General features: G+C 60.8%; 27 protein-coding genes and 4 pseudogenes. 10 read left to right on the top strand and 21 right to left on the bottom strand.

Annotated elements, in window-relative coordinates:
• Positions 1 to 92: 92 nt before the first annotated feature.
• From D6T64_RS02330 to D6T64_RS22120, 4 genes are all read right to left on the bottom strand, one after another.
• Positions 93 to 497 (bottom strand): NUDIX hydrolase, encoded by a 405-nt coding sequence (locus D6T64_RS02330; protein WP_119971072.1) that lies wholly within the window; start codon positions 495 to 497, stop codon positions 93 to 95.
• A 471-nt stretch (positions 498 to 968) separates the two neighbouring features.
• Positions 969 to 1,598: a cysteine hydrolase family protein gene (locus tag D6T64_RS02320; protein ID WP_119971077.1), complete on the bottom strand. Its 630-nt coding sequence runs from the start codon at positions 1,596 to 1,598 to the stop codon at positions 969 to 971.
• A 686-nt stretch (positions 1,599 to 2,284) separates the two neighbouring features.
• Positions 2,285 to 2,836 carry a nucleoside/nucleotide kinase family protein gene (locus D6T64_RS02315; RefSeq protein WP_147364431.1) on the bottom strand — a complete coding sequence of 184 codons (552 nt, stop codon included), beginning with the start codon at positions 2,834 to 2,836 and terminating at the stop codon, positions 2,285 to 2,287.
• An 813-nt stretch (positions 2,837 to 3,649) separates the two neighbouring features.
• Positions 3,650 to 4,072, bottom strand: a complete 423-nt coding sequence (locus D6T64_RS22120) for a hypothetical protein (protein ID WP_147364430.1) — start codon at positions 4,070 to 4,072, stop codon at positions 3,650 to 3,652.
• Between the two features lie 378 nt (positions 4,073 to 4,450).
• On the opposite strand from D6T64_RS22120, the gene D6T64_RS22115 reads away from it, so the two are divergent.
• Positions 4,451 to 4,912 (top strand): hypothetical protein, encoded by a 462-nt coding sequence (locus tag D6T64_RS22115; RefSeq protein ID WP_147364429.1) that lies wholly within the window; start codon positions 4,451 to 4,453, stop codon positions 4,910 to 4,912.
• 237 nt (positions 4,913 to 5,149) lie between these two features.
• Here the strand turns inward: D6T64_RS22115 and D6T64_RS23080 are convergent, their stop codons facing one another.
• Positions 5,150 to 5,320, bottom strand: a complete 171-nt coding sequence (locus D6T64_RS23080; protein WP_233550786.1) for a hypothetical protein — start codon at positions 5,318 to 5,320, stop codon at positions 5,150 to 5,152.
• On the opposite strand from D6T64_RS23080, the gene D6T64_RS02295 reads away from it, so the two are divergent.
• The gene (locus tag D6T64_RS02295) at positions 5,320 to 5,724 is read left to right on the top strand and encodes a hypothetical protein (protein WP_119971060.1); all 405 of its coding nucleotides are present in this window, start codon (positions 5,320 to 5,322) and stop codon (positions 5,722 to 5,724) included. The genes D6T64_RS23080 and D6T64_RS02295 overlap by 1 nt on opposite strands.
• 692 nt (positions 5,725 to 6,416) lie before the next feature.
• Here the strand turns inward: D6T64_RS02295 and istB are convergent.
• From istB to D6T64_RS02265, 4 genes are all read right to left on the bottom strand, one after another.
• Complete coding sequence (istB, locus tag D6T64_RS02285; protein ID WP_119971055.1) at positions 6,417 to 7,178, bottom strand: IS21-like element helper ATPase IstB; 762 nt, start codon at positions 7,176 to 7,178, stop codon at positions 6,417 to 6,419.
• Positions 7,175 to 8,413, bottom strand: coding sequence for an IS21 family transposase (gene istA / locus D6T64_RS02280; RefSeq protein WP_233550785.1), 1,239 nt, complete (start codon positions 8,411 to 8,413; stop codon positions 7,175 to 7,177). The genes istB and istA overlap by 4 nt, the downstream gene beginning before the upstream one ends.
• Positions 8,414 to 8,806: 393 nt before the next feature.
• The gene (locus D6T64_RS23605; RefSeq protein WP_119971051.1) at positions 8,807 to 9,217 is read right to left on the bottom strand and encodes a helix-turn-helix domain-containing protein; all 411 of its coding nucleotides are present in this window, start codon (positions 9,215 to 9,217) and stop codon (positions 8,807 to 8,809) included.
• 222 nt (positions 9,218 to 9,439) lie between these two features.
• On the bottom strand, positions 9,440 to 9,829 hold the full coding sequence (locus tag D6T64_RS02265; protein ID WP_092112877.1) for an ArsR/SmtB family transcription factor: 390 nt from the start codon (positions 9,827 to 9,829) through the stop codon (positions 9,440 to 9,442).
• Between the two features lie 75 nt (positions 9,830 to 9,904).
• On the opposite strand from D6T64_RS02265, the gene D6T64_RS02260 reads away from it, so the two are divergent.
• From D6T64_RS02260 to D6T64_RS02240, 4 genes and pseudogenes are all read left to right on the top strand, one after another.
• Positions 9,905 to 11,158: an MFS transporter gene (locus D6T64_RS02260; protein ID WP_199719031.1), complete on the top strand. Its 1,254-nt coding sequence runs from the start codon at positions 9,905 to 9,907 to the stop codon at positions 11,156 to 11,158.
• Positions 11,155 to 11,700 (top strand): NAD(P)H-dependent oxidoreductase, encoded by a 546-nt coding sequence (locus tag D6T64_RS02255; protein WP_119971046.1) that lies wholly within the window; start codon positions 11,155 to 11,157, stop codon positions 11,698 to 11,700. The genes D6T64_RS02260 and D6T64_RS02255 overlap by 4 nt, the downstream gene beginning before the upstream one ends.
• A gap of 187 nt (positions 11,701 to 11,887) precedes the next feature.
• A pseudogene (locus D6T64_RS23070) lies at positions 11,888 to 12,010 on the top strand (SRPBCC family protein); the annotation flags it as partial.
• 432 nt (positions 12,011 to 12,442) lie between these two features.
• Positions 12,443 to 13,948 carry a dihydrolipoyl dehydrogenase family protein gene (locus tag D6T64_RS02240; RefSeq protein ID WP_119971044.1) on the top strand — a complete coding sequence of 502 codons (1,506 nt, stop codon included), beginning with the start codon at positions 12,443 to 12,445 and terminating at the stop codon, positions 13,946 to 13,948.
• A gap of 140 nt (positions 13,949 to 14,088) precedes the next feature.
• Here the strand turns inward: D6T64_RS02240 and D6T64_RS02235 are convergent, their stop codons facing one another.
• From D6T64_RS02235 to D6T64_RS02230, 3 genes are all read right to left on the bottom strand, one after another.
• Positions 14,089 to 14,277 (bottom strand): hypothetical protein, encoded by a 189-nt coding sequence (locus D6T64_RS02235; protein ID WP_147364428.1) that lies wholly within the window; start codon positions 14,275 to 14,277, stop codon positions 14,089 to 14,091.
• 407 nt (positions 14,278 to 14,684) lie between these two features.
• The gene (locus D6T64_RS22805) at positions 14,685 to 14,828 is read right to left on the bottom strand and encodes a GPGG-motif small membrane protein (RefSeq protein WP_199183939.1); all 144 of its coding nucleotides are present in this window, start codon (positions 14,826 to 14,828) and stop codon (positions 14,685 to 14,687) included.
• 224 nt (positions 14,829 to 15,052) lie between these two features.
• Complete coding sequence (locus D6T64_RS02230) at positions 15,053 to 15,442, bottom strand: IS3 family transposase (protein WP_147364427.1); 390 nt, start codon at positions 15,440 to 15,442, stop codon at positions 15,053 to 15,055.
• A 261-nt stretch (positions 15,443 to 15,703) separates the two neighbouring features.
• Between D6T64_RS02230 and D6T64_RS02225 the strand changes: the two genes are divergently transcribed.
• Positions 15,704 to 17,071 carry an NAD-dependent succinate-semialdehyde dehydrogenase gene (locus tag D6T64_RS02225; RefSeq protein WP_199719030.1) on the top strand — a complete coding sequence of 456 codons (1,368 nt, stop codon included), beginning with the start codon at positions 15,704 to 15,706 and terminating at the stop codon, positions 17,069 to 17,071.
• Positions 17,072 to 17,274: 203 nt separating this feature from the next.
• On the opposite strand, the pseudogene D6T64_RS02220 reads toward D6T64_RS02225, so the two are convergent.
• A pseudogene (locus D6T64_RS02220) lies at positions 17,275 to 17,565 on the bottom strand (integrase core domain-containing protein); the annotation flags it as partial.
• Here D6T64_RS02220 and D6T64_RS02215 point away from each other — a divergent pair.
• Positions 17,508 to 17,756, top strand: coding sequence for a Tn3 family transposase (locus tag D6T64_RS02215; RefSeq protein ID WP_233550784.1), 249 nt, complete (start codon positions 17,508 to 17,510; stop codon positions 17,754 to 17,756). The pseudogene D6T64_RS02220 and the gene D6T64_RS02215 sit on opposite strands and share 58 nt — an antisense overlap.
• A gap of 90 nt (positions 17,757 to 17,846) precedes the next feature.
• A pseudogene (locus D6T64_RS23710) lies at positions 17,847 to 18,014 on the top strand (IS30 family transposase); the annotation flags it as partial.
• A 100-nt stretch (positions 18,015 to 18,114) separates the two neighbouring features.
• Here the strand turns inward: D6T64_RS23710 and D6T64_RS22110 are convergent.
• The 6 genes and pseudogenes from D6T64_RS22110 to D6T64_RS02190 form a co-directional block, all read right to left on the bottom strand.
• Positions 18,115 to 18,813, bottom strand: coding sequence for a hypothetical protein (locus D6T64_RS22110; protein WP_147364426.1), 699 nt, complete (start codon positions 18,811 to 18,813; stop codon positions 18,115 to 18,117).
• Positions 18,814 to 19,406: 593 nt separating this feature from the next.
• Positions 19,407 to 19,571, bottom strand: coding sequence for a hypothetical protein (locus D6T64_RS22455; protein WP_158594772.1), 165 nt, complete (start codon positions 19,569 to 19,571; stop codon positions 19,407 to 19,409).
• A 236-nt stretch (positions 19,572 to 19,807) separates the two neighbouring features.
• Positions 19,808 to 20,238, bottom strand: a pseudogene (locus tag D6T64_RS23065) (transposase).
• 144 nt (positions 20,239 to 20,382) lie between these two features.
• A complete protein-coding gene (locus D6T64_RS22450; RefSeq protein ID WP_158594771.1) occupies positions 20,383 to 20,541 on the bottom strand; it encodes a hypothetical protein in 159 nt (52 codons plus the stop codon).
• A 378-nt stretch (positions 20,542 to 20,919) separates the two neighbouring features.
• Positions 20,920 to 21,129 carry a helix-turn-helix domain-containing protein gene (locus D6T64_RS02195; RefSeq protein WP_119971032.1) on the bottom strand — a complete coding sequence of 70 codons (210 nt, stop codon included), beginning with the start codon at positions 21,127 to 21,129 and terminating at the stop codon, positions 20,920 to 20,922.
• A complete protein-coding gene (locus D6T64_RS02190; protein WP_119971029.1) occupies positions 21,129 to 21,746 on the bottom strand; it encodes a hypothetical protein in 618 nt (205 codons plus the stop codon). The genes D6T64_RS02195 and D6T64_RS02190 overlap by 1 nt, the downstream gene beginning before the upstream one ends.
• A gap of 315 nt (positions 21,747 to 22,061) precedes the next feature.
• Between D6T64_RS02190 and D6T64_RS02185 the strand changes: the two genes are divergently transcribed.
• Positions 22,062 to 22,688, top strand: a complete 627-nt coding sequence (locus D6T64_RS02185) for a hypothetical protein (protein WP_119971027.1) — start codon at positions 22,062 to 22,064, stop codon at positions 22,686 to 22,688.
• Between the two features lie 233 nt (positions 22,689 to 22,921).
• Here the strand turns inward: D6T64_RS02185 and D6T64_RS22105 are convergent, their stop codons facing one another.
• Both D6T64_RS22105 and D6T64_RS02180 read right to left on the bottom strand, forming a co-directional pair.
• Positions 22,922 to 23,122 carry a hypothetical protein gene (locus D6T64_RS22105; RefSeq protein ID WP_147364425.1) on the bottom strand — a complete coding sequence of 67 codons (201 nt, stop codon included), beginning with the start codon at positions 23,120 to 23,122 and terminating at the stop codon, positions 22,922 to 22,924.
• Positions 23,123 to 23,295: 173 nt separating this feature from the next.
• Positions 23,296 to 23,709 carry a DUF1003 domain-containing protein gene (locus D6T64_RS02180; RefSeq protein WP_119971025.1) on the bottom strand — a complete coding sequence of 138 codons (414 nt, stop codon included), beginning with the start codon at positions 23,707 to 23,709 and terminating at the stop codon, positions 23,296 to 23,298.
• Between the last annotated feature and the right edge of the window lie 356 nt (positions 23,710 to 24,065).

Genomic DNA, 24,065 nt, shown 5'->3' with positions numbered 1-24,065 from the left:
GCCACCCGCTACGACAAGCTCGCACTGACCTACCGCGGCGGAGCTGTCCTCAGAGCCATAACTATTTGGTCGAAGGCATTAGGAGACACGCCCTAGGCGGCCAGGGCGGGAAACACGAATTCGAGGAGCAGCGGCGCGAGTGGAAAGTCCTGTTCGGTCGCAGCGGTGGGATCTACCCATCGCAGCTCAACGATTTCCGCCGACGCTACCGGCGCTATGACGACATTGCTGAGATAGACGGTCGCGTCGACGATTGTGTCCGGCTCGTTTGCGGCGGCGGCAGTCCAGCTGCCCAGCAGGGCGAGGTCTTTCTTCGCGACCATTACGCCCAGCTCCTCATAAACTTCCCGGAGAGCGGCCGCACCAGGAGCTTCCCCGGGCTCGGATTTGCCGCCGGGCAGCATGAAAAAGCTTGTACCGCGCTTACGGACGGTGAGTATCCTGTCGGCGTTGTCACGAAAGCACACTGCAGCGACAACGAGCGTTTGAGTAGTCATTCGGTCACGCTACCAATCCTCCGCCATCAAGACGCGTCCCGTAGAGGGTTCGGCTTACGGGTCGGCTCGATGCGTCTGATCCTTCGCGGTCTTTTTTGTCTTGGCAGTCAAAGCGATGACCGCACTTGCAGCTGAGAGGACGGCTAGCAGCAGAACGAGAAGCAGACTAAAAACATGCTCTCCGTTGGCTCCCGTGTCTCCGTTCACGATCGCGATCGCGATTATCTGGATCGTGGCATTTGCTAGCCAGAGTGCGACCGTTGCGAGGCTGAGCCCGACCTGGTGCCTACTCACCCACAAAATCATCCGTCTGCCAGTCAAGGTGTCAATATATTCGTGTGATCTTCCAACCACTACGAGTCCGACACGGATTCGGCTACTGCGTACTGATCACTCACTTTCATGCCTTCAAAAACATGGAAGCGCAAGAACCGATACGACGTTGCGTATCAGTTCCTGCTGTTCGTTGAATTACCTGGCGTCCCGCCCCCGAGCAGCCGACTCGATGAGGTTGTCTCCTGCGACAGCGTTCCCGGATGTTACGGCTTCGGTCCAAGCGCTCGTCGTGGCGACCGCAGCCCAATTAGAGTTCAGGACGGCCATGATTGTCTCGTGCGCCCTCTTCGCCGGCGCAGAACCAGCGGAATTCACAATGTCGATGGCTCCGGTTGCATCCGACAGCACCTCAACGGTGAATCCGAGAGGTTCGGCAGCGGCGGCGGAACCGATAACGCAGTTGTTCGTCATGTAGCCCACGATGGTGATTGTATCGATTCCGCGTTCGCGCAACCATTCCTCGAGGCCAGTACCCGCGAAGATGCTGGCGAATGACTTCGTGAAGCGATGGGCCACGTTGTTAGCGCGCTTCGCGATCTCGGGGCGCAATTCGAAGGTCGACGACTCCGGCGCGAAGACCGGGAACCCCGTAGGGGATTGATGTTGTCCAACGACGACCGGAATGCCCGCCTGCTCAGCAACGTCCATCGCCTCGGCAATACGAGTGAGTGACTCATCGCGTGCGGGGTATTGAATCGGCAGCAGTCCTTCAAAATACTCCTGTTGGGCATCGATGACGATCAGGGCGCGGCGGGGCGAGGACATGGGATCTCCCTTGGTTGATGTGGTGAGATGGGACTTCCGGCGGAGGGGATGGGATGTAGTGCTTGCGGTGACGACCGCTTTCTGGTCGGCTCCGGCGTAGATATCTGACGATGTTACGCCGGTGGTCGCGGCCGTCATCTGCTGGAACCCGTTATACGCATACATTCCCATGGGGTGGCAGCCAGGTTTCCGGTGCCATCATAGAAATACCCGGCGATGGTGATCTGGTTCGCGGCGTTGTCGGTCAGTGCTGGCGCGTCGCCGTGGGTCTACACCGCGAACAGGTCCGGCAGTAAAAAGACAAGATCACACTGAAGGCAGCGCTCACATTCCCGGAGACCATTCCTGGTGCTCATAATCTCAGCGTTCATCTCGGTGCCGCACGAGGGACAGGGCGGCCCCCTCCACGGAATTTCGTCATTCGCCGTCGGATCGAGCTGAGCGAAGACGAATCGGGCGACCTTGATTGCGTCAACGCGAGCATCCGAGCCGGGCACAGAGTTCGCCACGTCCCGGAGTACGACGTCAAGGGATACAGATCCAGTACCGGTGCGGAAGTGCCCGGAAACAGTACGAGACAAAGCATCCTTCAGCGACCGTGGTCTGTGTCGAGCAGGTCGTCCATGACTTTGATGGCAGCGGATGGGTGCATGTAAGCACCCAGGATAAGAACACGCGTGGGCCCTTCACCGGCGTGATCGACGAAGCGCGGCTTGTATAGCGGCGACACTTTCATCGACCGAGGCGCTTCCCGTGTCGATGAGCAGGTCGTGTGCGATGTACGGCATGTTGCGTTCCCAACTCTGAAAAACGCTAAAGAGGAACTGGTGGTCTCGAGAGATCCCGCGGGTCGGATCCGCCTGTGCACGCGAGAAAGCGAGCTCGAAGGAACTTGTCAGCACAACTGTTACGACCGAGGCCGCATCAGGAACCTGTGCGAGAACCGCGTTTACTTCTGATTCGTTCCCGGGTCCTTCGGCAATAACGGTCGTAAAAGGATTCCGAAGCCAGTGGCCGACTACGGAGTTAAAGATCATGTGGGCGATAGCCCAATCAGGAAGGGTTGGCAGCGCCATTTCCGCGATCTGGTCCAACTCGACCAGCGCCACCTTCTCGCCGGATTGGCGTAGTCGTTCCGCGAGGGCTCGCGCAACGGTAGTCTTGCCACCCGCAATGGGTCCGACAATAAGTACGAGTGTTGGCGGCTTTTCGCTCTGAGTGGTCGCTAGTGAATCCATGACACCAGCGTGGCAGCAACCGCGCTCAAAGTATCCGACAGCCCACAAATCGCATCCGCAAGGCAGGCCACGTGCACCAAGCCGCCACAGATCGAACTCGGGCCGGTTCCACGGGCGTGCCTGCCCTGAGCCAGAGTGACGTCGCTGCCCCAATGTTTGCCGAAGTTAGGTCGCAGACCTACATAACCCTAGTTTGCCGTCATCGTCGCAGACCCAGTGTCCGCAAGCCGTTCCCAAGTGACATAGCATCTTCCCGCAACGCCGGTGGGTGGATTGGTTGCAGACCTGTCGCGCTGGAGGTCCGGCTTGTGGGACCTTCGCAGTTGCACCGGCTGAGCGACTCAGCTTATGCCGGCTGGGCGGAGAAGCCTAAGAACATTGGCCAGGCGTAGAGCAGTACACCGAGGGCGAGCAGCCCCAAACCTGTCGAGAGGACCCATCTGCCCACAATTAGAGGCACCGACTCAAAGTAGTTGGATAGAACCCACCCAGTGCAACTCCTGACCGCTCCAACGACGAGCACAGCGATAGCGGCCGGCAGAAGGATGTGGTTCATTCCGTCATATTGTCAGATCGGGTCCGCTCGATCATCTCTCTTAAGGCATTGTTCCTTCCCTTGCGAATCCACCCTTACGAATCCACAAACAAGGCGTAGGTAAGAAGGAACTGCAATACAGTTCGCTGTGAATCGCAGCGGCAAATGGTGGCCTTTTGCAGCCATAGCACGCAGCATCGTGAGTCTCGACGATTTCCTGCGGTCACGCCGTGAGAAAGTGTTGGCTGGTTGCCGGCACGGCCGTGCGCGATCGATGCTTACCGCAGAACCGGCAGCTGAGAGCTGGACGTGTCGCCGGACGTGAAGTTTATCGTGATGAACGTCGGCAGATTCTCGGTTGATGGCACGTCGAACTCGAACGTCCTGGGGGCCAAATCATCCGTGCACGGGCCTTCCGTATCGACCGAGAATCCGAACGTCATCGTCGCCAGATCCGCTGAGTCCGCGTTCGGCGGACAACTCGAGCTGCCGGACAAGACAATCGCCAGCCGCCCGTCGACGACTGTTGCGTAGCCCGCAAAAGGGTCGACCAGACCACTCGGCAGAGGTGTCGGCGCGCCAGGATATGCGGTTGTTGCAGCGCCTGCCGGAGTTACTTTCGACGGCTCAGTCGTACACCCACACATGCCGACTGCTACGGCAATCGCGATCGCGATCAGCGCCGGTCGATTCGGACTCATGGTCACATTCTATGGGCGAAGACTAGCCCCACACGGAGACGGTAGGCGATCGTTACGGGGGCTCGACCGCGCTTCGAGTTTTGCAAGTTAGCGCTCCAAGCACGTCCCCTGGCTCCCTCCCGGCTCGCCCCGCAGGGGTTCGGCTTACGGGCTGAGTCGGGCCCTTCCATTTTATGAAGTCAGCGCGATGAACGTGCGGACGTATGACATTCCTACCCGCCGTTGTTCGCGTGCGATTGAATTGGTGTAGTCAGGCACGACTGCCTGGGTTGCCTTGTTCGACATTCACGGCGTAACAGCGAATGCCTTCGACCACGTTCGTGTATCACTACACGAACAGTATTGTGCTGTTAGGCGTGGTCGGTGGATCATGAGTGCATGAAACAGAAAAGCACTGCTGGTCGGTTAATCGGAGCCATCGCTGTCGCGATACTTCTGGCTGGATGTCAGCAGACCGGGCCCGAAAATGGGAACGGTATAGGCAAGCCAGCTGTTGTCCAGTCTGGAGAGACCGCGACCTGGCAAATTAGTAATCCCACTAATCTGGGCCGGGACAGCACTATTATCGAGGTCGTCGTTACCCGACTCGGCTGCTCCTCCGGTGTTACCGGCGCGACCCTAACTCCTGTCGTGACGTACAAGTCAGAACAAATCACGATCCGGATTGACGTTGAACCTTTCGGCGGCGGCGCGGCTGATTGCCCAGGGAATGATGCCGTCCCTGTAACCGTCCAACTCGACCAACCACTCGGGGAACGCACACTGATCGACGGCGGATGCCAACGCATCGATGCCGCCGATACCGCCGCTTGCGAATCCGATCTGCGTTGGCCAGCGTGACGCCAATCAAGCACGGCGGTTCAATCATGTAGCAATACGCCCCGTAACCTCGGATCTTCGAATCATCGAATTCCTGTGGATCACAGACCTAACGCTGCGCCAACAGAAGCAGTTTCACGTCCACCACAAAGATTTGGCGTCCCGTTAGACGTTCCCCATATGGCCACGGTGAGTCTGTCGTGGGCGGAAGCAGTCGGACGTCCTCCGGCCAGACCTGCTGGGAAACCAGAGGCCGTCCTATCCTGCCGAGCCCGTGTTCCGAACTGCCCGGTGGCCGACGAATCCCGCGACGATGAGGCAGATGCCGCAGACCGCAGTAAAGTACGGGGCGAGTCGGCTCGGGTCGAAAAAAATGAGCAGCACGTCGGCAACTACAAGGAGAATGCCGACGATGCCGATCGTTATCATTGGGCAAGACGACACGGCACCGGCTCTCCCGCGGTGGCGACCGCGCCGCGAACTCCGCGATTCACCGCATCGTTCTCGTGCGCATGGCGAGGGACCAACGCACCCAGGATTACGTCGTCAAACGCACCAGCGAGGGCAAAGGCAAGAAGGAGATCATGCGCTGCCTCAAGCGCTACGTCGCCCGCGAAATATACCGCGTCCTGCAAAACCCACGGCCCGACCTGCTAACCAACGACCTGCGTCCACGGCGCCTCGCATTGCACCTCACCCAGACCGCAGGAGCACTCGAGCTGAGCGTCTGGCCCAAAGCCATCTCGCGCATTGAACGCGGCGCCACCCAAGATCGAGTCCTTTCTCAGCGCTACCGCACATGGCTCAGCGAGCAACCGAACGTCAGCGCTTGACAACAATAGGAGCATCAAGTTCCGCCTCGCTGTATCCCTGGCTAGAGGCCCACTGAACGGACCCGATCATCAACGATCCTTCATGGTTGTGTTCTTAGCTGGCGGATTGGCGAACTTGCCGGTCATCGAGCGGCTGGGTCAAACTGACTCTGGTCGTTGTGGTCAGGGCGATTGCCTGGCAGTCGGTACTGCCGGGGAGTGCACCTTCTGTCAGGTCGAGAGTGACATCTTTCGTGGCCTCCGTGACAGTTGCATGAATGCCGGTACATGATGCTGGTCCCGCTAGGAAGGTGACCTCAATGGTGGTTGGCGTCACCTCGCGCCATGAATCCCAGACCAGCACGCTCGGCGATATCAGGTCGTCGCGTGACGTCATTGTCTGGGGTGTGGCACTGCCGCTTTGAGGCGGGTGTGTGGCGGTGGACCCCGCACCTGGAGACGATCCAGAGCCTGAGCAGCCCGCAAGAGCAACGGTGATCATCATGACTCCAGCCATCATCCTTACTCGCGTGATCCACCGCTTGGGCATTACCAGTCTCCGTTGGTTGCATCGTTCATCGTCTTCACATCATCGTTGAAATAGGGGGCCCAGTTTTGGCCAGTTGTGCTGTTCCATGTCGACGTCTGTTGACGCCGACCCAAAACAGGGCCAATAGTGCCGTTTGAAAACAGGACCACTATCGATGTTCCTACTATGCCGTATCGGCGGTGGGCTGGTGGCCCTTCATCCGATAACTGGCGCCCTTGAGGCTGAGAACGTCGGCGTGGTGCACGATCCGGTCGATCATCGCGGCGGCAACGGTCTGGTCACCGAAGACCTCGCCCCAACGGCCGAAGGTTAAATTGCTGGTCAAGATCAGGGACGCATGTTCATAGCGGCTCGCGACGAGCTGGAAGAACAGGTTCGCGGCGTCCTGATCGAACGGGATGTAGCCCACCTCGTCAACGATCAAAACGCTGTAGCGCCGGAGCTTCGTGAGCTCGCCGGCGAGCTTGCCGCGGGAGTGCGCTTCCTGCAGTCGGGCGACCCAGCCGGTGGCGGTGTCAAAGAGCACGCGGTGGCCGTGGTTGGCGGCCTGAACGCCCAGCGCGACGGCGAGGTGGGTCTTGCCGGTGCCGGGCGGGCCGAGGAGGACGACGTTCTTCGCTTCGTCGACGAAGGTGCTCGTGCCCAGGTGCGCGATCAGGGTTCGGTCGGCGCTGGGCTGGGCGTCGAAGTCCTCGAGGGTCTTGTGCCCCGGGAACCGGGCTGCCTTGATGCGCAGGGCCGCGCCGGACGCTTCTCGCTCCGAGACCTCGCGGGAAAGGACCGCGGCGAGGTATTCCTCGTACGACCAGCCCGCCGTGCGGGCCTGGTCGCCGAGGCGGCGGAAGGCGTCACCGATCCGCGGCGCCCGAAGCGCCCGGGCGTAGTGCTCGATCTCCGCCGCCGCGCTGCTGCTGCTGCTCCTCATGAGAACACGTCCATGTCGGTCAGGTCCGGGCTCATATCTACCCCAAAGAGGGTGTCGTAGGACGCGAGGTTGGCCGTCTCGACGAACGCGACTTTCGAGAGAGGTCGGTCCTGTCGTTTGACGCTTTGGAACTGTCGTCGCAGCACGTCAGCCTCGGCGACGTGGTTCGGGTCCGTCACGGTCAGTGCGCGCGCCCATTCTCGTTCGTGCGAGGTGACGTTCACCCCATTGTGGGTGACGTTGATGGTGTCCAGGCTCGCCGTCACGTCCACGAGCCGGCCAATCATCGCCGGCGCGACGGAGTAGCCGTTGGAGAGCACCCGGACGTAGTAGTCCCACGGCAGACGCACGGTGTTGCGAAAGAGCACGTCCGGCGCCACCGGCGACAAGGGCCGCATGGCGGCGCGGTCCCGCTCGATCAGGTCCATCGGCCGTGCGCGTCGCGACCGGGAATGACGGGCGTTGGCGCGCGGCAGCCAGTCGGTCAGCTGGTCGTTGAAGTCCATCGGCGAGGCAAACTGCCGGCTGGGCATGAACGAGGACCGGAAGAACTTGTTGCGCCGCTCAACCATGCCCTTGGACTCCGGATCACGGGCCATCAGCAGATGAATCTCAGTGCCAAGGGTCCCTGCGAACGCGGCAGCAGGTGCGGTGAGTTTGCCCTTGCCGATGCCGGTCTCGTTGTCCCAGACCAGCCGCTGCGGGACGACGCCGGCTGTCTGTAGTAAGGACCGCATCCCGCCGAGCAGGCCGGGAGTTGAGCGGGATGGCAGCATCTGGGCTTGGAAGAATCCGGAGAACGTCGAGGTCATCACCAGCACGGGCGGCATGCCCTCCTGGTCATGCCCCAGCGGCAGGGGCTCGTGCGGGAACCACAGGTCGCACTGGACCTGCTTGCCCGGCTCGTGCACGAGACGATCCGCCGGGTCCGGCGGCACGTACTCCGGCCGGATCGCAGCGACTTTGTCGCGGAACATCGACGCCGACCCCGACCAGCCGACACGCTCAGCAAGCACCGACGCGGGCATCGTCGGCGTCGTGGCCAACAGCACCCGAACCTGCGCGGCATACGCGTCGAAACTCGACCCTGTCGTTGCCCGGTGGTACTTCGGCAGCCGGTCCGCTTCCAATGCCCGATCCACTGTTCCCCGCGACACCCCGACGACTCTGCCGATCTCCCGTTTCGAGTGCTGCCCCGTTGAAAACAGCTGGCGTATCCTCGCCCAATCGTCCATATTGATCACCCTCCATAGTGGCTGGTGACCCTACTTTCAAACGGCGATACTGGCCCTATTTTCGGTCGGCGTTAACAGCCCGCTGGCCGACGGGTACTTGCCTGAAACTGAATCAGGCCACCAAAACCCGTGCTCGGAAACCATCAGCTCGGAGCCAACGGGGGGAATCGATCCCGGTTGTGTCCGTAGCATGAAGCCTACTCTTCACAGCGTCTGATCTCGACGGACCCATCCGATCGAAGCGATTGGAAAGCTCCTGTTGCAATGACCGCGTGAAACCGCCCCATTGATCTGAGGCGAATACAGGGACTGGTAGATGCTTTCGTGCAGGACGTGCAGGACGTGCAGGACGTGCAGGACGTGCAGGACGTGCAGGACGTGCAGGACGTGCATCTAGGGCTGCCCGGGATAATCGAGGCGCAATTGGTGGCTGATCTGACGCGGGCTCCACTGCTCCAGCAGGAGTTTCTGAATCGCGTCCCGCAACAGAGTGCTCCCCGCTATCTTCCCCAGGCGCGGCCGTTTCCGTGCAGCATCGGCCAAGGCTTGGGCAGCGTGCGGTGCATAACGTTTCAGGCGTGGGGACCGATTTCGGATCACCTCACGGCTGACCGTCGACGGACTTCTCCCCAATCCGGCCGCGATCTGACGCAGGCTCTCGCCGGCTTGCAGTGCATCAGCGATATGGATCCGCTCTGGTTCGGATAGGTATCGCGACGAAATCGTCGGTGGCGTCTTTAGCGAGATCGGCGCGTAGGTCTTCGCGCGTCCTTGCGCGTTCGTCACTGTCCGCCGTGCCACCATCGCATGCCTGTACGCCGGTTGATGTTAAGTGTTCGGCGCGCCTCGGCGTTGCTGATTCCTTGCCTCATCAGCTGAGCATATTTGTTGCGTGTCTCGACCATCGGCAGTGCGCCGGTGCCCTTTTGCCACTTTCTTGGACTATCTAGCATCGCTTCTCCTGAACGTCAGGTGTTGCGACGTTGGCTAAAAACCGCTGTTCGCCAGAGGCTCCTCGGCAGGCCTCTACGCCGACGGTGTGGGCTCCCAGGCCAGGACCAGATCAACGAGCCCGGGGAATCGCTCATTGAGGTCACCCAGTCGAACCCGGCTGCGCCGCTCCAACCCGTATTGCCGTTGAGTGAGAACCCCTGCCTCGCGCAGTGCTTTGAAGTGATGCGTCAGTGTCGATTTAGGACGATCGAACCCGAACCAGCCACAGGTGTGGTCGAACTCATCGGATGAGGTCAACAACCGCTGGACGATCGTGATCCGCAACGGCTCGGACAGGACAGCGAAGACCCTGTCGAGCCGGATTTCATCGGAGGCCGGCTCAGGAAGACCCGGCGGTCGTTCCCGTTCAGTGGGCGGGGTGACGTACGTCGGGGCAAGAAGATCCAGTGCATGAGGAGACATTGTTGTTCGACTTTTCTCGTACTGGGCGATAAGTTCGTCTTTATGCGAACTGGTACGAGTTTAGTCGGACAAGCCTTGGATGGCGAACGCACCAGTACCGCACCGAGACCATTCGGCAGGCCCAGTCACGGTTTGGGCTGGTCCATCGCCGCAGCTGCAACGGTGACGGCGGTGTTCCTGCTTTCTAACTCGGCAACCCCCCTGTACGGACATTGGCAGGCCGAATGGGGGTTCGAGTCAGGCCTGCTGACAATCATCTTCGCGACGTACATCGTCGGCCTGGTCGCAGCATTGATCATCGCCGGACGCCTGGCAGACCGGTTCGGTCGCAAGGTGGTTCTTGTTCCGGGCTTGGCAGCGGCGGTGATCGCGTCGGTATTGTTTCTTGCTGCACAAGATGTGATGTGGCTGCTGGTCGCCCGGCTACTCGCCGGCGTCGCCGTCGGCACGGCCGTAACCGCAGGTATGGCCGCGGTGGTCGACCTCGCACCCGAACACCGCAAACGCACTAGTTCGCTCATCGCTTCTGTCTCGATGGTTTTCGGCGCCGGTCTCGGACCACTCCTGGCCGGCGGCCTCGCCGTGGCAGGATCACCCTCTACCCAACAACTCGTGTTCACCGTCGTATTGTGTGTCGAAGTCACCGCGCTCCTCGTGGCGATCGTGCTTCCGCTGAAACGACCCGTCACACAGAACAAAGTTCGTCTGCTGGCTTGGCCATCGGCTCCGCGGGAAAACCGCCGCGAACTCCGATGGGGCATCGGCGCGTTTGCGCCGGGCATCACCGCCACATCCTTCGTGCTCTCCCTCGGCCCGACCGTGCTCGGCCACGTTGGCGCGCCAGGTGCCTTCGTGACCGGAGTGGTCGCCTGCGCCATGTTCCTGGTGGCCACCGGTATTCAGTTCGCGCTCGCCCGCCTGACCACTCGCGCTCACCTCGCACTGAGCTCGACCACCGCAATAGCTGCGATGATCTTCATGGTCCTGGCCGTCACAGTCGTACCGTTTGCTGCCGCCGCGATCATCGCAGCGCTCCTCGCTGGTGCCGCGCAAGGTCTCGGGCAACTCGCAGGCCTGTCGCTGATTGCCACGCACATCACCCCAGGAAAACGTGCAGAGTCCAACGCGGCCTTGAACATCGGGGGCTACATCCCTGCAAGCATCGCCTCAGTCCTGGTGGGATACGCAGCTGACGCGTTCGGTCTCTCCATCTCAGTCACCCTCTTTGCCTCAACCCTGACAGCCGCTGCGATAGTCGCACTCATCGCAACCGGCGTCAGCGTAAAGCGACACACTGCCGAGTCCGTCACCGAAGGAGAATCAGCATGACCCGCCCCCTCGTTATCGTCGCCCATCCTGACCTACCGTCCTCTCGCATCAACCAAGCGTGGCTCAAAGCCCTGAGGAGCAGCGACGATACCGACGTTCACATCCTTGGCGACGCCATCTCAAATTCACCGATGTGCGTAACCACTGAGCACGAGAGGTTGTCCGCGCACGACCGGATCATCCTGCAGTTTCCCATGCACTGGTACAGCGCACCGGCACTGCTCCACGCGTGGCTCGACGCAGTGCTTGAGCGCGGCTGGGCCTACGGGCCCGGGGGACGCGCATTGGAAGGCAAGGAACTCGGCATCGCCGTTTCCACTTGGTCCAGCGCTGAGGACTACTCCAAGCTCGGCCGGTACCACCGCACTCTCGACGAGCTCACCTCAGCCTTTGAGGTCACCGCAATCCGTGTCGGCATGACCTACCTCGGCGGCCACTTCCGCACTGGGGTCGGTCACATCACCGACGAACAGCTCACGGTCGACGCGCGTGAGTACGTCGCCTGGACCGTCCAGGCGACCGGAGCCTCTCCGCCCGCCTGACAAAGTCAGGCCGCTCCCTGCAACCGCCGCTCCTGCGGCTATGCGAGATACCTCCATCCTTCTGCAAACAGGAAACTGGCCAGGGGGGTGCACTCCGCTCGACGCAACACTCATGATTTCGCCGCAAGAAACGCGCACTCGACGCCACTCCTGGCGCTGTCTGTGAGACGCCTCGTAACCCAACGCTATTGAGACTGTCGATGTCAACGTTCCCGTTACTGTCGCGTACAACCAGTGGACAAAATTCGAGGAGTTTCCAAAGTTTCTCAGTTTTGTTGAATCCATCACGCAAGTAACCGACACTCTCACCGGTTTGAGAACGGGAAGCTTGTCGAGCGGTGGGGTAGCAGCGACCAACAGGGCATGCTCGAACAACTCGGCTTGGCACCGTAATTTGCGACTACTGGCGTTTCAATCAGAGGGGGCAGTGCCAAAAACGCGTATTTAAAATAATGTGCGATGCGAGACGGTCGTGATCGCGCACTGGGCACGCAGGCAGGGCTGTGCTTGGTGTCCCTGCTAGCGTGGCCGGTCTGTCAGCGCTTGCGCGCAGGCAGATTCGTTGCCGCTACCAACGTCGTGCGTTTCGTTTCACCGTGCGTTTGCTGGTCTTAGAAAACACGCCCTAGCTTCCTATTCTCGACTGGCTGATCGCCGGGCCATGGCAGCTGTGGGACGCTCGGGATAAGCTGTTTGGACCGTATCGCTCGCTGGTACGGGCCCCGACCCGGCTGGAGATTCGATGACGGTTCAGACCCCCGTACCTTCCACCGACGCAGACACCTGGGACGTCATCGTGCTGGGGGCCGGCGCCGTTGGTGAGAATGTGGCAGACCGAACGGCTCAGGGTGGCCTGCGCACGGTGATCGTCGAGAGTTCCCTGATCGGCGGCGAGTGCTCCTACTGGGCGTGCATGCCGTCGAAAGCGCTGCTGCGCAGCGGCGCCGTCCTCGCCGCCGCCCAGCGGGTTCCCGGAGCCGCCGAGGCTGTCACCTCGGTGGTCGACCCCCGAGCGACCCTGAAGCGCCGCGACACCATCGTCAACGGCTACTCCGACGCCGGCCAGGCGAACTGGCTCGAATCGGCGGGAATCGATCTGGTGCGCGGGCACGGCACCCTGACCGGCCCGCGCGAGGTCACTGTCACTGCCGCCGACGGCAGCGTGCGAGTGCTGACCGCCAGCCACGCCGTCGTTGTCAGCACCGGGTCAGCGGCCCTGCTGCCCGAGGTGCCGGGCCTCGCCGGGGTCGAACCGTGGACCAGCCGTGAGGCGACCTCAGTCACGGAGATCCCGACGAGCTTGGCCATCATCGGCGGTGGAGCCGTTGCCGCCGAGATGGCCACCGCGTATACGGCTCTTGGCTCACACGTCACCCTGATCGCCCGCAGCGGGCTGCTCGGCGGCTCGGAGCCGTTCGCCGGCGAACTGGTCGCGACCGCGCTGCGCGATTCCGGCGCGACCCTGCTCCTTGATGAGTCTCCCACGGCCGCCCGCCGCACCGACACCGGCGACGTGGAGCTGACCCTCGCCAGCGGCGGCACCGTGACCGCGAGCGAGGTTTTGGTGGCCACCGGCCGGGTCCCCAACACTGGCGGTCTCGGGCTTGCCACCGTGGGACTCGTCGACGGCGACTGGCTCACGGTCGACGACACCCTGCGGGTGGTCGGTGAGTCCCTCGCATCCGTCTCGGCGCTCGGCACCGGGCGACCAGGCAGCGGATGGCTGTATGCGGCCGGCGATGTCAACCACCGGGCACTGCTCACTCACCAAGGCAAGTACCAGGCCCGGGCCGTAGGTGACGTGATTGTCGCTCGCGCGGCAGGCGCCCCGGTCGACGACAAGCCATGGGGCTCACACGTTGCCACAGCCGACCACAGCGCGGTGCCGCAGGTCATCTTCACCGACCCGGAGGTCGCATCTGTCGGCCTGACCGCTGCCGCGGCAGTGAAGGCAGGGTATCGGGTGCGCATCCTTGACTACGATCTCAGTTCGCTCGGCGGTTCCACGGTGCTCGCCGACGACTACGTGGGCCACGCCCGGGCGATTGTCGATCTCGATCGGGAGGTGCTGATCGGTGTAACCTTCGTGGGCCAGGACGTCGCCGAGCTCCTGCATTCCGCGACGATCGCGGTCGTTGCCGAGGTCCCGATCGACCGGCTGTGGCACGCGGTGCCGAGCTATCCGACACTCAGCGAGGTCTGGCTGCGCCTGCTCGAAGCGTATGGTCGGCCTGGACACGTCGACTAGCAGGCCCTAAAGATAATCATCTGAAAGAGGTTTCAGCGGCGCTGCGAGGTGACGGCCCACCAAGTAGACAGGATGATGGATTTCGTTGAACCGGCTTGTTTGTTGAGTGCGGCGGCGTGGGCCCATATGAAGATCCACGTTCAGACCATGGCTTTGTCGCCCGACGATGGCATCACGAACTTGAACCAACAGATTGCATAGGTTTCGGCGGTGAAGGCGTCATACAAGGTGCTGAAAGCGAGTGCGTCACCTGTGGCCACTCGTTCGAGAAACAGATGACCGCCGATACTGTCCCCCAGGGAACGCGGCCCCGTCTCGGCGGCGGTCATGGTGCGGTCCCGGATGATCGAATGACGAGTGTAGACAAGGCACTTCTTAGACGTGGTGAGCGAGTCCGCTGACAGGGTCTCGGGCAACGCTAAAAATCTTTGTGACCTAAATGGGGGGGTGCCCCTATGTGTTTCGTCAAGTCGTGCGTGGGGTTCTGATTTCGTAAAGGGTGCAGTCCCTCCCGCCCGCGAGTCCATCTGGCTTTGTCGAGCCCCGGGTTTGGTGAAGGCTCGGTTAGACCCGTCCATGCCGGTCCGATCCGCGAGACGATCGCAAGTGTAAGGAAAAGCTATGGCCTCCTCGACGTCATGCAGCCCTCAGACAACGAAGAGCGTCAGTGGATCATTCACGCCGAAAACGTTCCGGAGCTCCGCCACGCCCCGAAACGGCTACTCGATCCGCAGTCTCAAGTGAAGAGGCTCACGCCACCTGGACCAACCAACAGTCCCACGACGATGAGCACAATACCCCAGAGAATCTGGCGTCGAAATAGCGCGACAATGCCTGCAATAACGAGGACTACCGCAATGATCCAGAGAATTGTTGCCATGGTGCTGCTCCATTTCATTCAGCGCCGTCGGGCCGTACGCCCACAGCGGTTTTCGATCTGTTAAAGCGAACGTACCCCCTGCTCGGTCTCTGACCACTGTATTTAATTCAGAATGTCGTGGAGGTGAGACTCTGTCATCGTGCGGTTAGCGGCCATGCGAAACGACTGGCCTTGACCCCGGAGAGTGGACACGGGTTAAGCGGCGAGCTGAACTTCCGCGGACTTTAGCGAGTATTGCAGTTCGAAGGAGACGGAGGTGACATCTCCGATCGAGGAGTGCCGGCGTCGACGGGGTGAGTGTCGGCGTGGTCGAGGATCGTGGTGGTTCTCCACTTTTTGGGGCAGATGCCGACCAGTCCGAGGCGTTGCATGGTCTTGGCGACGGTCTTTCGCGAGATGGTCTCCCCGTCGGCGCGGAGGTCGGCGAGGATCCGTGGCGACCCATAAACGTCGTCGGAGTCGCTGTGGAACCAGGCCACTTTCTGCTCGATGTTCTGCCGCCGAATCATGCGGTCCGATGGCTTGCGGTCGAGCCAGACGTAGTATCCCGAACGGGATACCTCGAGCAGGCGGACCATTCGGGTGATGGTGAAGTTGGTCTTCTCCGCCAGCATCAGTTCGAACGCTTTGTGATCGTATCCGATGCTTCCTGGGCGCACGATCAAGTTTCAGGTCCGCGGTTTCTTTCCGCAGCCGGAGCAGCTCGGCCCGCGAGCTCGGGACCAACGAGGCATCGCTGGGCCGGTAGGTCAGCGCATTCAAGGCCCGTAACGACACCGCTGGTCTGATTCGCCTTGACAAATTCAGCGAACATGGTTGGCTCGTATTACGTGACAATTTCCGGCACAATGTTCGACCGTGAAAGGAGGTGGCTCGTGAGCCACCATGCCGTGATCAACCCCGCCACAGGCGAGACCATCAAGACGTACCCCCAGATTTCGAGTGATGAACTCGAGCAGGTCATCGCAACGGCGGATGAGGCTCACCACGGTTGGTCTCGGAACTCTTCCGTCGACGAGCGAGCCGCACTCCTGCGGAAGGTCGGCGAATTGCATGCGGAACGCCGCGATCAACTGGCGGCCGTAATCGTGCGTGAGATGGGCAAGCCCCTCGATCAAGCGCTCGGCGAGGTCGACTACGCCGCCAACATTTATCGGTACTACGCCGACAACGCGCAGGAATTTCTGAAGGACGAACCAATCACGCTGCTCGGCGGAGAGGGTTCCGCGTTCATGCGCTCCAGTTCTCTGGGTGTGCTCATTGGTGTCATGCCGTGGAATTTCCCGTATTACCAGGTTGCGCGCTTCGCGGGACCGAACCTCATGACGGGCAACACGATCATCCTCAAGCATGCGTCGCAGTGCCCGGAATCAGCTGCGGCAATTGAGCGAATCTTCCATGATGCGGGCTTCCCGGCTGGCGCTTACACGAATGTGTATGCCGACAGCGAGCAGGTTGCTACGGTCATCGCCGACCCGAGGGTACAGGGCGTTTCCCTTACCGGTTCGGAGGGCGCCGGCGCGGCCGTTGCTGAGGTGGCCGGTCGCCACCTCAAGAAAGTCGTGCTGGAACTTGGTGGGTCAGACCCCTTCATCCTGTTGAGCACCGACGACATGGCCGCGACAGTGGCTGCCGCTGTTGCCGGTCGCCTCCGCAATGGCGGGCAGGCCTGCGACGCCGCCAAGCGATTCATCGTGATCGATGAACTTTATGATGAGTTCACGGAGAAGTTCACCACCGCCATGCTGGCGAACTCACCCAGCGACCCCACCGTCCCCGGGGCAGACTACGGCCCTCTCTCGTCCCTCGGTGCAGCCGAGCATCTTGAGGAGCAGGTAGAGCGCGCAGTCGCTCAGGGAGCGACCCTGGCGAGCACCGGCAAACGGTCTGGCACCTTCTACCCAGCGACGGTGCTCACCGACGTAACGCGAGACAACGACACGTACCACGAGGAGTTTTTCGGGCCCGTAGCATTCGTCTACCGGGCAGCCTCCGAAGATGAAGCTGTAGACCTCGCAAACGACACTCCTTTTGGGCTGGGCTCCTACTTGTTCACGACCGATCCCGAGCAGGCACTTCGGGTCGCCGACCGCATCGAAGCCGGCATGGTCTTCGTTAACCTCGTCGATGCCGGCGGCGCAGAGCTACCGTTCGGCGGAGTGAAAAGAAGCGGCTTCGGGCGCGAACTCGGCCGTTTCGGTGCTAACGAGTTCGTGAACAAGAAACTCATCCGCATCGGCTGACACATAGACAAAATCCTCAGCCGACGCGGTAAAGACCGTTCAGTCGCCGATAGTGCTGTATGCCGACCCAAACGCGGCCCGTCAGCTAATAAGTCCGCACAATGCTGCCGTCTTCGCACTCGAAGAAAATCTCTCCACCTTCTGGGCCAAACGGCATAGTGAGCTGCCGCGGGCATTTCGGACAGCGGAATTAGTGGATTCTTCTACGCTGCCAATGCTGGCTGTTGATAATCATAGTGGACTTCGTTAGGCCTGCGGTATCCGAGCGCGGAGTGCCGGCGGCGGCTGTTGTAGAACCCTTCGATATAGCGGATGACGTCGCTGCGAGCTTGTGATTTAGTGGCATGCGCAGTCCGGTAAACACGCTCATTTTTGAGCATCAAGAAAAAACTTTCCGTCATGCTGTTGTCCCAACACACGCCCGTGCGGCCCATCGATGACCTCATTCCCAGCCCGGTCACTAGAGCCCGAAACTCGGCCGAGGTATACACGGCGGATTCAACTGGACGCCGCACTCACCGAGCTCCGCGACCGTGGCGCGGGTGTTGCCGATGAAGACTTACAACGCCTTTCCCCGCTGGCCTCGGAACACATCAACATGCTGGGTCGCTACACCTTCACCGCAGACCCCGCCGGCACGCAGCTTCGGCCCTTCCGGAACCCCGACGAGGACCGGGAGACCTGACCCGGAAAACGGTGAACCGCTCTGCTGTCCCGCAAGGGAAGGCGGATTCAACCGGTCGTTGCAACACTCTATTTTCGAGAGGTGTTGCCGATGTGGTCGAAGTTTGAGCTGGTGGAGATGCAGGCACGGTTCTGGGTATTGATGTCCCAAGGGCCGACGCTGACTGCGGCGTGTGATGCTGTGGGAGTGAATCGACGAACTGGACGGCGTTGGCGTCAAGCACCGGGAGGGCGGATCCCTCTTCGCGAGGCAGAGCGGAGGGCGACTTCTCGAGTAGTCAGGTGGGTTCCGTGCGGTGGCCCGTCATCGATGACGGGCCACCGGCGGTCGTTGCCCAGAAAGGGTGTTGAGCGGGTGCTTATTCGAGGACGCCGCAGGCGGCCGGGTCGGTTGCTTCTGCAGGCAGGTTCGGGTCGAGTTCGCTTGCACCCGCGCTGAAGTCGTACTCACCGTTGCCGTTGTAGTCGATACCATGGATCACGACGACGCCTTCGCCTTCGCGGATAGATTCGGCAATTTCTTTCGCCGTTCCTGTTCCGTCCGGACCCGGGTAGCCTGTTCCCGCCACCTTGGTGATGCGGATGTTATCGCGGCTGTAGTGGTAGCTGCCGCTCTCAGACACCGGAAAACGAGTCACATCCAGGAAGCTGCTGGGAGTCGTGTCGCCTGTCGTGTTCAGCGACACAACGACCGGGCCATACGCGGGAACCCCTTCCGCGGTGTTCAAGCGGCCATCACCGTTGTTGTCCAGAGCCAGGGTGGGGCACTCGTGCAGCGCTTGCTCGCCGTAGTGGATGTGTTGGGCATGCGGAGCGTTTGGTGTCAGACCAGAAGCGTGCACTTCAATGTGCTTGATCCTCTGGTTACGAACTGTTGCTGTGGCAGTTCCTGACGCCCCGGAGCCGTTGAGCTCCGTGAGATCGGCGGACAGCGATACCGTTTTTTTGTTGCCGGAGTGTCCAGGATCGTGCGCTTGAGCTGCGCCGGCCCCGAATGTAGCCGCAGCGAGTAACGCAACGGTCGAAGCCCCTAAAATCCCCATGGAATATCGTTTCACGATTATCTCCTTGAGTAACCGCCAGCAAGAAGGTCCCGCTGGTCGTGGATAGTTCGTAATAAACACTAATGAAATTTAGTCATATTAAGGGATTTGTTCACTTTTTATTTCCCAGAGTCTGAGCAATACTCGGCGCCGAACCAGTCGACGTTGGGCCACGGCGACTCCGATCCCTCGCCGATCAGCACAGGACGCCAGACAAGGTCCTCAGATCCGCAGCAGGGCAATCTGTTGCCAGGAGCGACCGTCCAGCGCAGACCGGGTTCTGCCGGTCGGTCTCAGAGGTGCTGGGCGGGGTGCAGTGAACCTGCCCCTCCTGCAGGGCCATCACGTCGGCCGCACCTGCGCACCGCCCCACGCTCCCGGTAGGGCAGAAGGGCGGCCGCCATCTGAGCCGGGTCGACCGTGTAACGGTCGCGGAACACCTGACTTCAGCGGTGAAGCGTGCCTACTCTTGACACTTGATGCTCTCGGTAATAGCGCCGCCGAGCCGTTACGGGCCCATCGGGCGCGAAACCGGTCCACGAACCAAGGAAAAGCACCACTGTCCTCGAGAAAGAACTGATCACAACAGACCTCCTCCAGAATCCAGGTCAGCTGCTAGGCATCCTGGGGGTTGGCCGCGTTGGGGTGTCGCTATCCGTGTACTCGCCTTCAATGTCCTTGTCAGTGGTGACCGGCTCGTCAGCTGAGGTCGTCGTGTCGGTTTCAGGTTCCGTGTCGGTGTACTCGCCGTCGGACTCGGGGTTGGGTTTCATTTCGGGCTTCCTTCCGCGAGGGTCACCTCACGGTAACTCTTCGACTGCTTGATCACAATGGAAATTTCACCAAGCATCGCAGTCATAGGAATTTGTCCCGTTGAGTGATCTACCGTTCACAGCCCTCGTCCCGGGTGCGCGGATCGTAGGCCTGTGTCCATTAGTCACCGCGCCCATCGGTCACGTCCCGCTTAGTGGTGGAGTTTCTCGACACCGTGCAGGTCAGTTGATTTAGTTTAGGCGGCAGCGAGTTCGGGGAGGATCACCGCCTCGTCGATGACCTCGAGGGGGTTGTTCATTGTGGTCAGCTCGAGCATCGAGGCTTCGGAGAAGTAGCGTCGTTCGCCGGCTTCCCATTCGTCGTGTTGCTCGATCAGGACTGAGCCTGCGAGGCGGAGGAGGGCGGCGGAGTTGGGGAAGACGCCGACGACGTCGGTGCGGCGTTTTATTTCCTTGTTGACTCGTTCCAACGGGTTGGTCGACCAGATCTGTCGCCAGTGACGCCGGGGAACGCGGCGAAAGCGAGCAGGTCGGGTTGGGCATCGGTGAGCATCGCTGCGACCTTCGGGTGCGATCGTCCGAGCATCGTGGCGACCTCGCGGAATTGCTTCTCGATGTGCTCGCGGTCGGGCTGAGCGAAGATGGTGCGGATGATCGACGCGACCATTTCCTGGGATCCTTTCGGGACCACGGCGAGGATGAGTATTAGAGCCTGTGAGCCCCACCCGATCGTGCGGTTGAGCCCCACCGTTCGTGCGGAAGAGCACCAGTGGTGGTGTGGCTCAGCACCAGTGGTGCTCCCCGTCACTGATTACGCGGTCGCGAGGCGCCGCGCGGGGTCGAGGAGCACGGTGAAATGTGTGTACAGCAGTTCACGAATCAGGGTTCCTGCGGGAGGGACCGGGAGCGGCAGGGAGATCTGGAGGAACTCGGCGTTGAATCCAGAACGACAGCGTAATGCGGTGTTCATGGTGATGGTCAAGCAGCCATAACCGGCAGTTGGGGACTTCGGATCTATACGGCGGTGTTGCTACGCCCCTTGAGACCGGCCACTGAGTTGTGGTCAGCTTCGCCGAGGATGTTGCGGCCCCGCTTATGCAGCCGAGCAAGGCTGCGCGCGCGTACGATGTCACGCAAGTCGCTCCGCTGATCGGTATGAGTTGCCGCAGATTGGGGATATTGTCAGGGCCGTGACTGAACGGGATATCGAGAGCATTGCGAATGCTAGTGACTTCAACAGCCACCGTGCCGGGTAATAACGTCTTCAAGCAGGGTTGAGCCTTGATCCGTTGAGGGCCCTATCAACGTTCCTACACCGAAATCCGCCCGCGAAGTGCTCGTGGCCACACTATCGAGCTGAAAGCACGAGGAGTTCTCCAATCGTGCAGTCCAGTTCTTTACAAATCGTTTCCAAGGTGCTGAATCTTATGGCTTTGGCATGATTATTCTTCAAGATAGACAAGTTCACGGTGCTCAGACCGACGCGCTCTGACAGCTGGACGAGCGTCATGGCGCGTTGCGCCAACAGAATATCGAGACGACAGCGGACTTTCGACATCAGACCAGCCCGCTACGGTCCGCCTGATAGCCGGCGCCCGCGCGGAACACTGCAGCGAGAGCCACGAGAGCTGCAGAGATGTAGACCGGCCAAAGGACAAAGAGAGGAATGGCCTCCGGCGGTGGCCAGTAGGTGCCGTCCGGAGATTCAGGGCTGACGAACATGATGCTGGGCACGCTCATCGCACTGACGCCATGCAAAACGGTCGCACTTTCAAAGCCGATGAGGACGACGATCGCAAGAGTGACCAGGGTCCTAATGCTGGCTGGAGCGAATGGTGTTCCGGCAGCAACTCTGCGCACCAAAATGAGGATACAGACCGCTATTCCTGCGATCGTTAACACAGAAACCAGATCACCGATGCTCTGCAGTACGATCGCCGCTACAGGCAAGTCCTTGACCATTGCGGTGATATCGGTGACGTGCGCCGTACTGCCCGGAACCACGAATGGTGCGCCACTGTACGTGACGCTCGCAGGTTGAGGCAAAAGAATGCCCGGATTCCAGGTGAGGGCGATGCCCGTCGCGCGGTGGGCGATGCGATCGATCATGTCAGCGAGGATGATGCAAATTTGAAATGCAGCATACCCAATAGCAGCGATGGACATGATGGACACGAATCTTACGGAACTCCGTGCGTTTCCCGTACGGTCATTGCCTATTCCTTCGAGCATGGTCCCAGCGTAACGATAATCATTGTGGCAGGCAAACACCGTCAGTGAGGAAAGGGACGCCCGCGAATAGTCGCGTGTATCTCCTCTGGAGGAACTTTCATCTCCGCGGCTTCCGCGTCAGCGGAGAGGGCCTGCCCCACCTGGTCAAAACGTGCGACGAGACCGCCGGCGCGGAGTCGCCCGTGTCAATCCGGGAACCAAGCACAATCGGTTACCTGTCCAGGGCCATGAAGAACGGCCCACTAGCGGCCCAGGAAAATGCCGCTCGCCACGATAACCTGTGCTTTATTCGCCCCGCTGCTGGGGTGGCGGGTTTTGCCGACATCTGTCAACCGTGAAGATCTGGTCGTGGTTGGCGCTCCGGCCGGGGACGACCAGTGGTTCCTAGGCCAATTGACCGAACGTCACGGCCGTTGGGACTTCACGTTCCGCGGCCCGGTTACTCGGTATCCGTCCAAGACTGAACGCCGTACCGGGCTGGAATTGCGGTGGCCACCCGCAGCCGAGGATGTGCCCGTCGGCCAAATGTTTACAGATGTGATCAACACGTCCGCTGAACGTTGGATACCAACACCTTTGGACCACTTCCACACAGTTGGCGTCCTGGTCGCGGCCGGCGCATCCGCGGGCTTGCCGGGCGGATACGCGTTTGCCTACGTTGGCGGGCAGCCCAACGCGTTCATCCTCGACCCCGGTGAGTACACCCGGGTCCACGTGACTGTCGCATCAGACCTTGTCCTCGAGGCGGGTCCGGGACGGCATTCTCTATACGCCGCGGTACCCGCATTGAGCATGGTGAGCGAGCATCCGCTGTCGCTCACCATTACCGAGAAAGATCTGAAAGAGGCCGGGCCATCGCGGCCGCCGCGTCTCAGACCAAGCTGAACCCGCGGGGACTCCGCCCCGGAATGCCCGAGATGGCGCAGGATCCGAGTCCTACAGAGGAACCTTCACTGACACTGCGACCGCGGTCTCGCGAACTCGCCGCCCCTACGATCGGAGTCTCGCGAACCGGTCTTGATTGAAAAATTGTTGGCAGAAAAAGGTGACTCGGTTTACCGGCCATTATTTCTTCTGCCGCGTTGCGTTGGCTAGAGATGTTGTGCGTCCGGGGGGTCCTACACGAGCGTGATCGAGACACCGGTCGCCAGTGGTTCGATACGCAATGCCAGGTCAGCACCGAACAATTCTGATGTTTCCAGATCCGTCTGAGCACCCTGCGACTGCGCGACCAAGCTCTCGAGCGCGATTGCAACAGAACGTCCCCAGTCATGAGGGTGTCGGCTGGACGAAGAACTACGCGCAGTGATCAGGGCCATAGCTCATCGTGAACCGATATCAGCAGCGTGACAAGTCGCTTGATTAAAAAATGAGCCCGCTGACGATTTGGGTGACCTTAGGACCTGCCCTGCAGTTCGGTTACCCGTTGCTGTGGGTCGAGTGACGGCGAACTCCAGCAGTTCTCATTCATTTTGAAACGCAGTCATGGCTGTCAAGACCGCGGGGTGGCGCCCATAGCTTTCAGCTCGGCGAGGATCTCAAGCTGTTGGCGGTTGATGGTCATGAGTGCCTGAATTTCTTTCTCGGCTTTCAGGTTCGTGTCGTAATCATGCTGCGCCATCGCACCGGCGATGGCGTCCTGCCGTTTCGCGGCGATAAGCAAAATGGCGCCCTGCAGCCCGGCCAGCATCGAGAGGAACAGGTTGAGCAGGATGTAGGGGTAGGGATCCCAAGCCTTCGATGCCAGAACCAAAGTATTAACAGCGGCCCAGATGATCATGAAGCCGATGAAACCTCCGACGAAGGGCCCGCTTCCCATCCCGTTTCGCATGAGGTCGGCGGCCCGTTGGCCTTTGGTCAACGAGTCTTTATGCTCCTGGTGCCAAGTCTTGTTTTCATCAGTCATGGTTCAACCTAACCGGCAGCAGCCCCACCGGACGGACACACAACGAAGCAATTCAAGTGCGAAAGCCCTCACGACATGGAGCTCCAGGTGTGTCACACGGGAACCCCGTACGGGACGCTCAGCAGGTAATGCCTCGGTGTCCCGCTGCGGCCACGGAGCGCGCGAATTTTCGAAGGCGATGACGATTCCGCCAAGGATGCAACGGCAACACAGACATGTAGTGGTCCGGCCAGGACCGGCCATCGCAAAGCCTTGAGCGCCTAGGGCGTGTCTCCTAATGCCTTCGACCAAATAGTTATGGCTCTGAGGACAGCTCCGCCGCGGTAGGTCAGTGCGAGCTTGTCGTAGCGGGTGGC

It is taken from the genome of Cryobacterium melibiosiphilum, from assembly GCF_003602235.1.
In the GTDB taxonomy this organism is placed as follows: domain Bacteria; phylum Actinomycetota; class Actinomycetes; order Actinomycetales; family Microbacteriaceae; genus Cryobacterium; species Cryobacterium melibiosiphilum.
The sequence above is the reverse complement of the archived record's forward strand: the minus strand, read 5'-3'. Positions and strand labels throughout refer to the sequence as shown.

Excerpts from the sequence above, each read along its gene's own strand:
- D6T64_RS02180 (WP_119971025.1), bottom strand. The coding sequence starts at position 23,709 with ATGACTGATGAAAACAAGACTTGGCACCAGGAGCATAAAGACTCGTTG.
- D6T64_RS02320 (WP_119971077.1), bottom strand. The coding sequence starts at position 1,598 with ATGTCCTCGCCCCGCCGCGCCCTGATCGTCATCGATGCCCAACAGGAG.
- D6T64_RS02315 (WP_147364431.1), bottom strand. The coding sequence starts at position 2,836 with ATGGATTCACTAGCGACCACTCAGAGCGAAAAGCCGCCAACACTCGTA.
- D6T64_RS22105 (WP_147364425.1), bottom strand. The coding sequence starts at position 23,122 with ATGGCCCTGATCACTGCGCGTAGTTCTTCGTCCAGCCGACACCCTCAT.
- D6T64_RS02185 (WP_119971027.1), top strand. The coding sequence starts at position 22,062 with ATGCCGCTCGCCACGATAACCTGTGCTTTATTCGCCCCGCTGCTGGGG.
- D6T64_RS02230 (WP_147364427.1), bottom strand. The coding sequence starts at position 15,442 with ATGCTGGCGGAGAAGACCAACTTCACCATCACCCGAATGGTCCGCCTG.
- D6T64_RS02330 (WP_119971072.1), bottom strand. The coding sequence starts at position 497 with ATGACTACTCAAACGCTCGTTGTCGCTGCAGTGTGCTTTCGTGACAAC.
- D6T64_RS02240 (WP_119971044.1), top strand. The coding sequence starts at position 12,443 with ATGACGGTTCAGACCCCCGTACCTTCCACCGACGCAGACACCTGGGAC.
- istB (WP_119971055.1), bottom strand. The coding sequence starts at position 7,178 with ATGAGGAGCAGCAGCAGCAGCGCGGCGGCGGAGATCGAGCACTACGCC.
- D6T64_RS22455 (WP_158594772.1), bottom strand. The coding sequence starts at position 19,571 with ATGAAACCCAACCCCGAGTCCGACGGCGAGTACACCGACACGGAACCT.
- D6T64_RS02255 (WP_119971046.1), top strand. The coding sequence starts at position 11,155 with ATGACCCGCCCCCTCGTTATCGTCGCCCATCCTGACCTACCGTCCTCT.
- D6T64_RS22115 (WP_147364429.1), top strand. The coding sequence starts at position 4,451 with ATGAAACAGAAAAGCACTGCTGGTCGGTTAATCGGAGCCATCGCTGTC.
- D6T64_RS22805 (WP_199183939.1), bottom strand. The coding sequence starts at position 14,828 with ATGGCAACAATTCTCTGGATCATTGCGGTAGTCCTCGTTATTGCAGGC.
- D6T64_RS02215 (WP_233550784.1), top strand. The coding sequence starts at position 17,508 with ATGACCTCATTCCCAGCCCGGTCACTAGAGCCCGAAACTCGGCCGAGG.
- D6T64_RS02195 (WP_119971032.1), bottom strand. The coding sequence starts at position 21,129 with ATGTCGAAAGTCCGCTGTCGTCTCGATATTCTGTTGGCGCAACGCGCC.
- D6T64_RS22120 (WP_147364430.1), bottom strand. The coding sequence starts at position 4,072 with ATGAGTCCGAATCGACCGGCGCTGATCGCGATCGCGATTGCCGTAGCA.
- istA (WP_233550785.1), bottom strand. The coding sequence starts at position 8,413 with ATGGACGATTGGGCGAGGATACGCCAGCTGTTTTCAACGGGGCAGCAC.
- D6T64_RS23080 (WP_233550786.1), bottom strand. The coding sequence starts at position 5,320 with ATGATAACGATCGGCATCGTCGGCATTCTCCTTGTAGTTGCCGACGTG.
- D6T64_RS02265 (WP_092112877.1), bottom strand. The coding sequence starts at position 9,829 with ATGTCTCCTCATGCACTGGATCTTCTTGCCCCGACGTACGTCACCCCG.
- D6T64_RS02235 (WP_147364428.1), bottom strand. The coding sequence starts at position 14,277 with ATGACCGCCGCCGAGACGGGGCCGCGTTCCCTGGGGGACAGTATCGGC.
- D6T64_RS23605 (WP_119971051.1), bottom strand. The coding sequence starts at position 9,217 with ATGGTGGCACGGCGGACAGTGACGAACGCGCAAGGACGCGCGAAGACC.
- D6T64_RS22450 (WP_158594771.1), bottom strand. The coding sequence starts at position 20,541 with ATGAACACCGCATTACGCTGTCGTTCTGGATTCAACGCCGAGTTCCTC.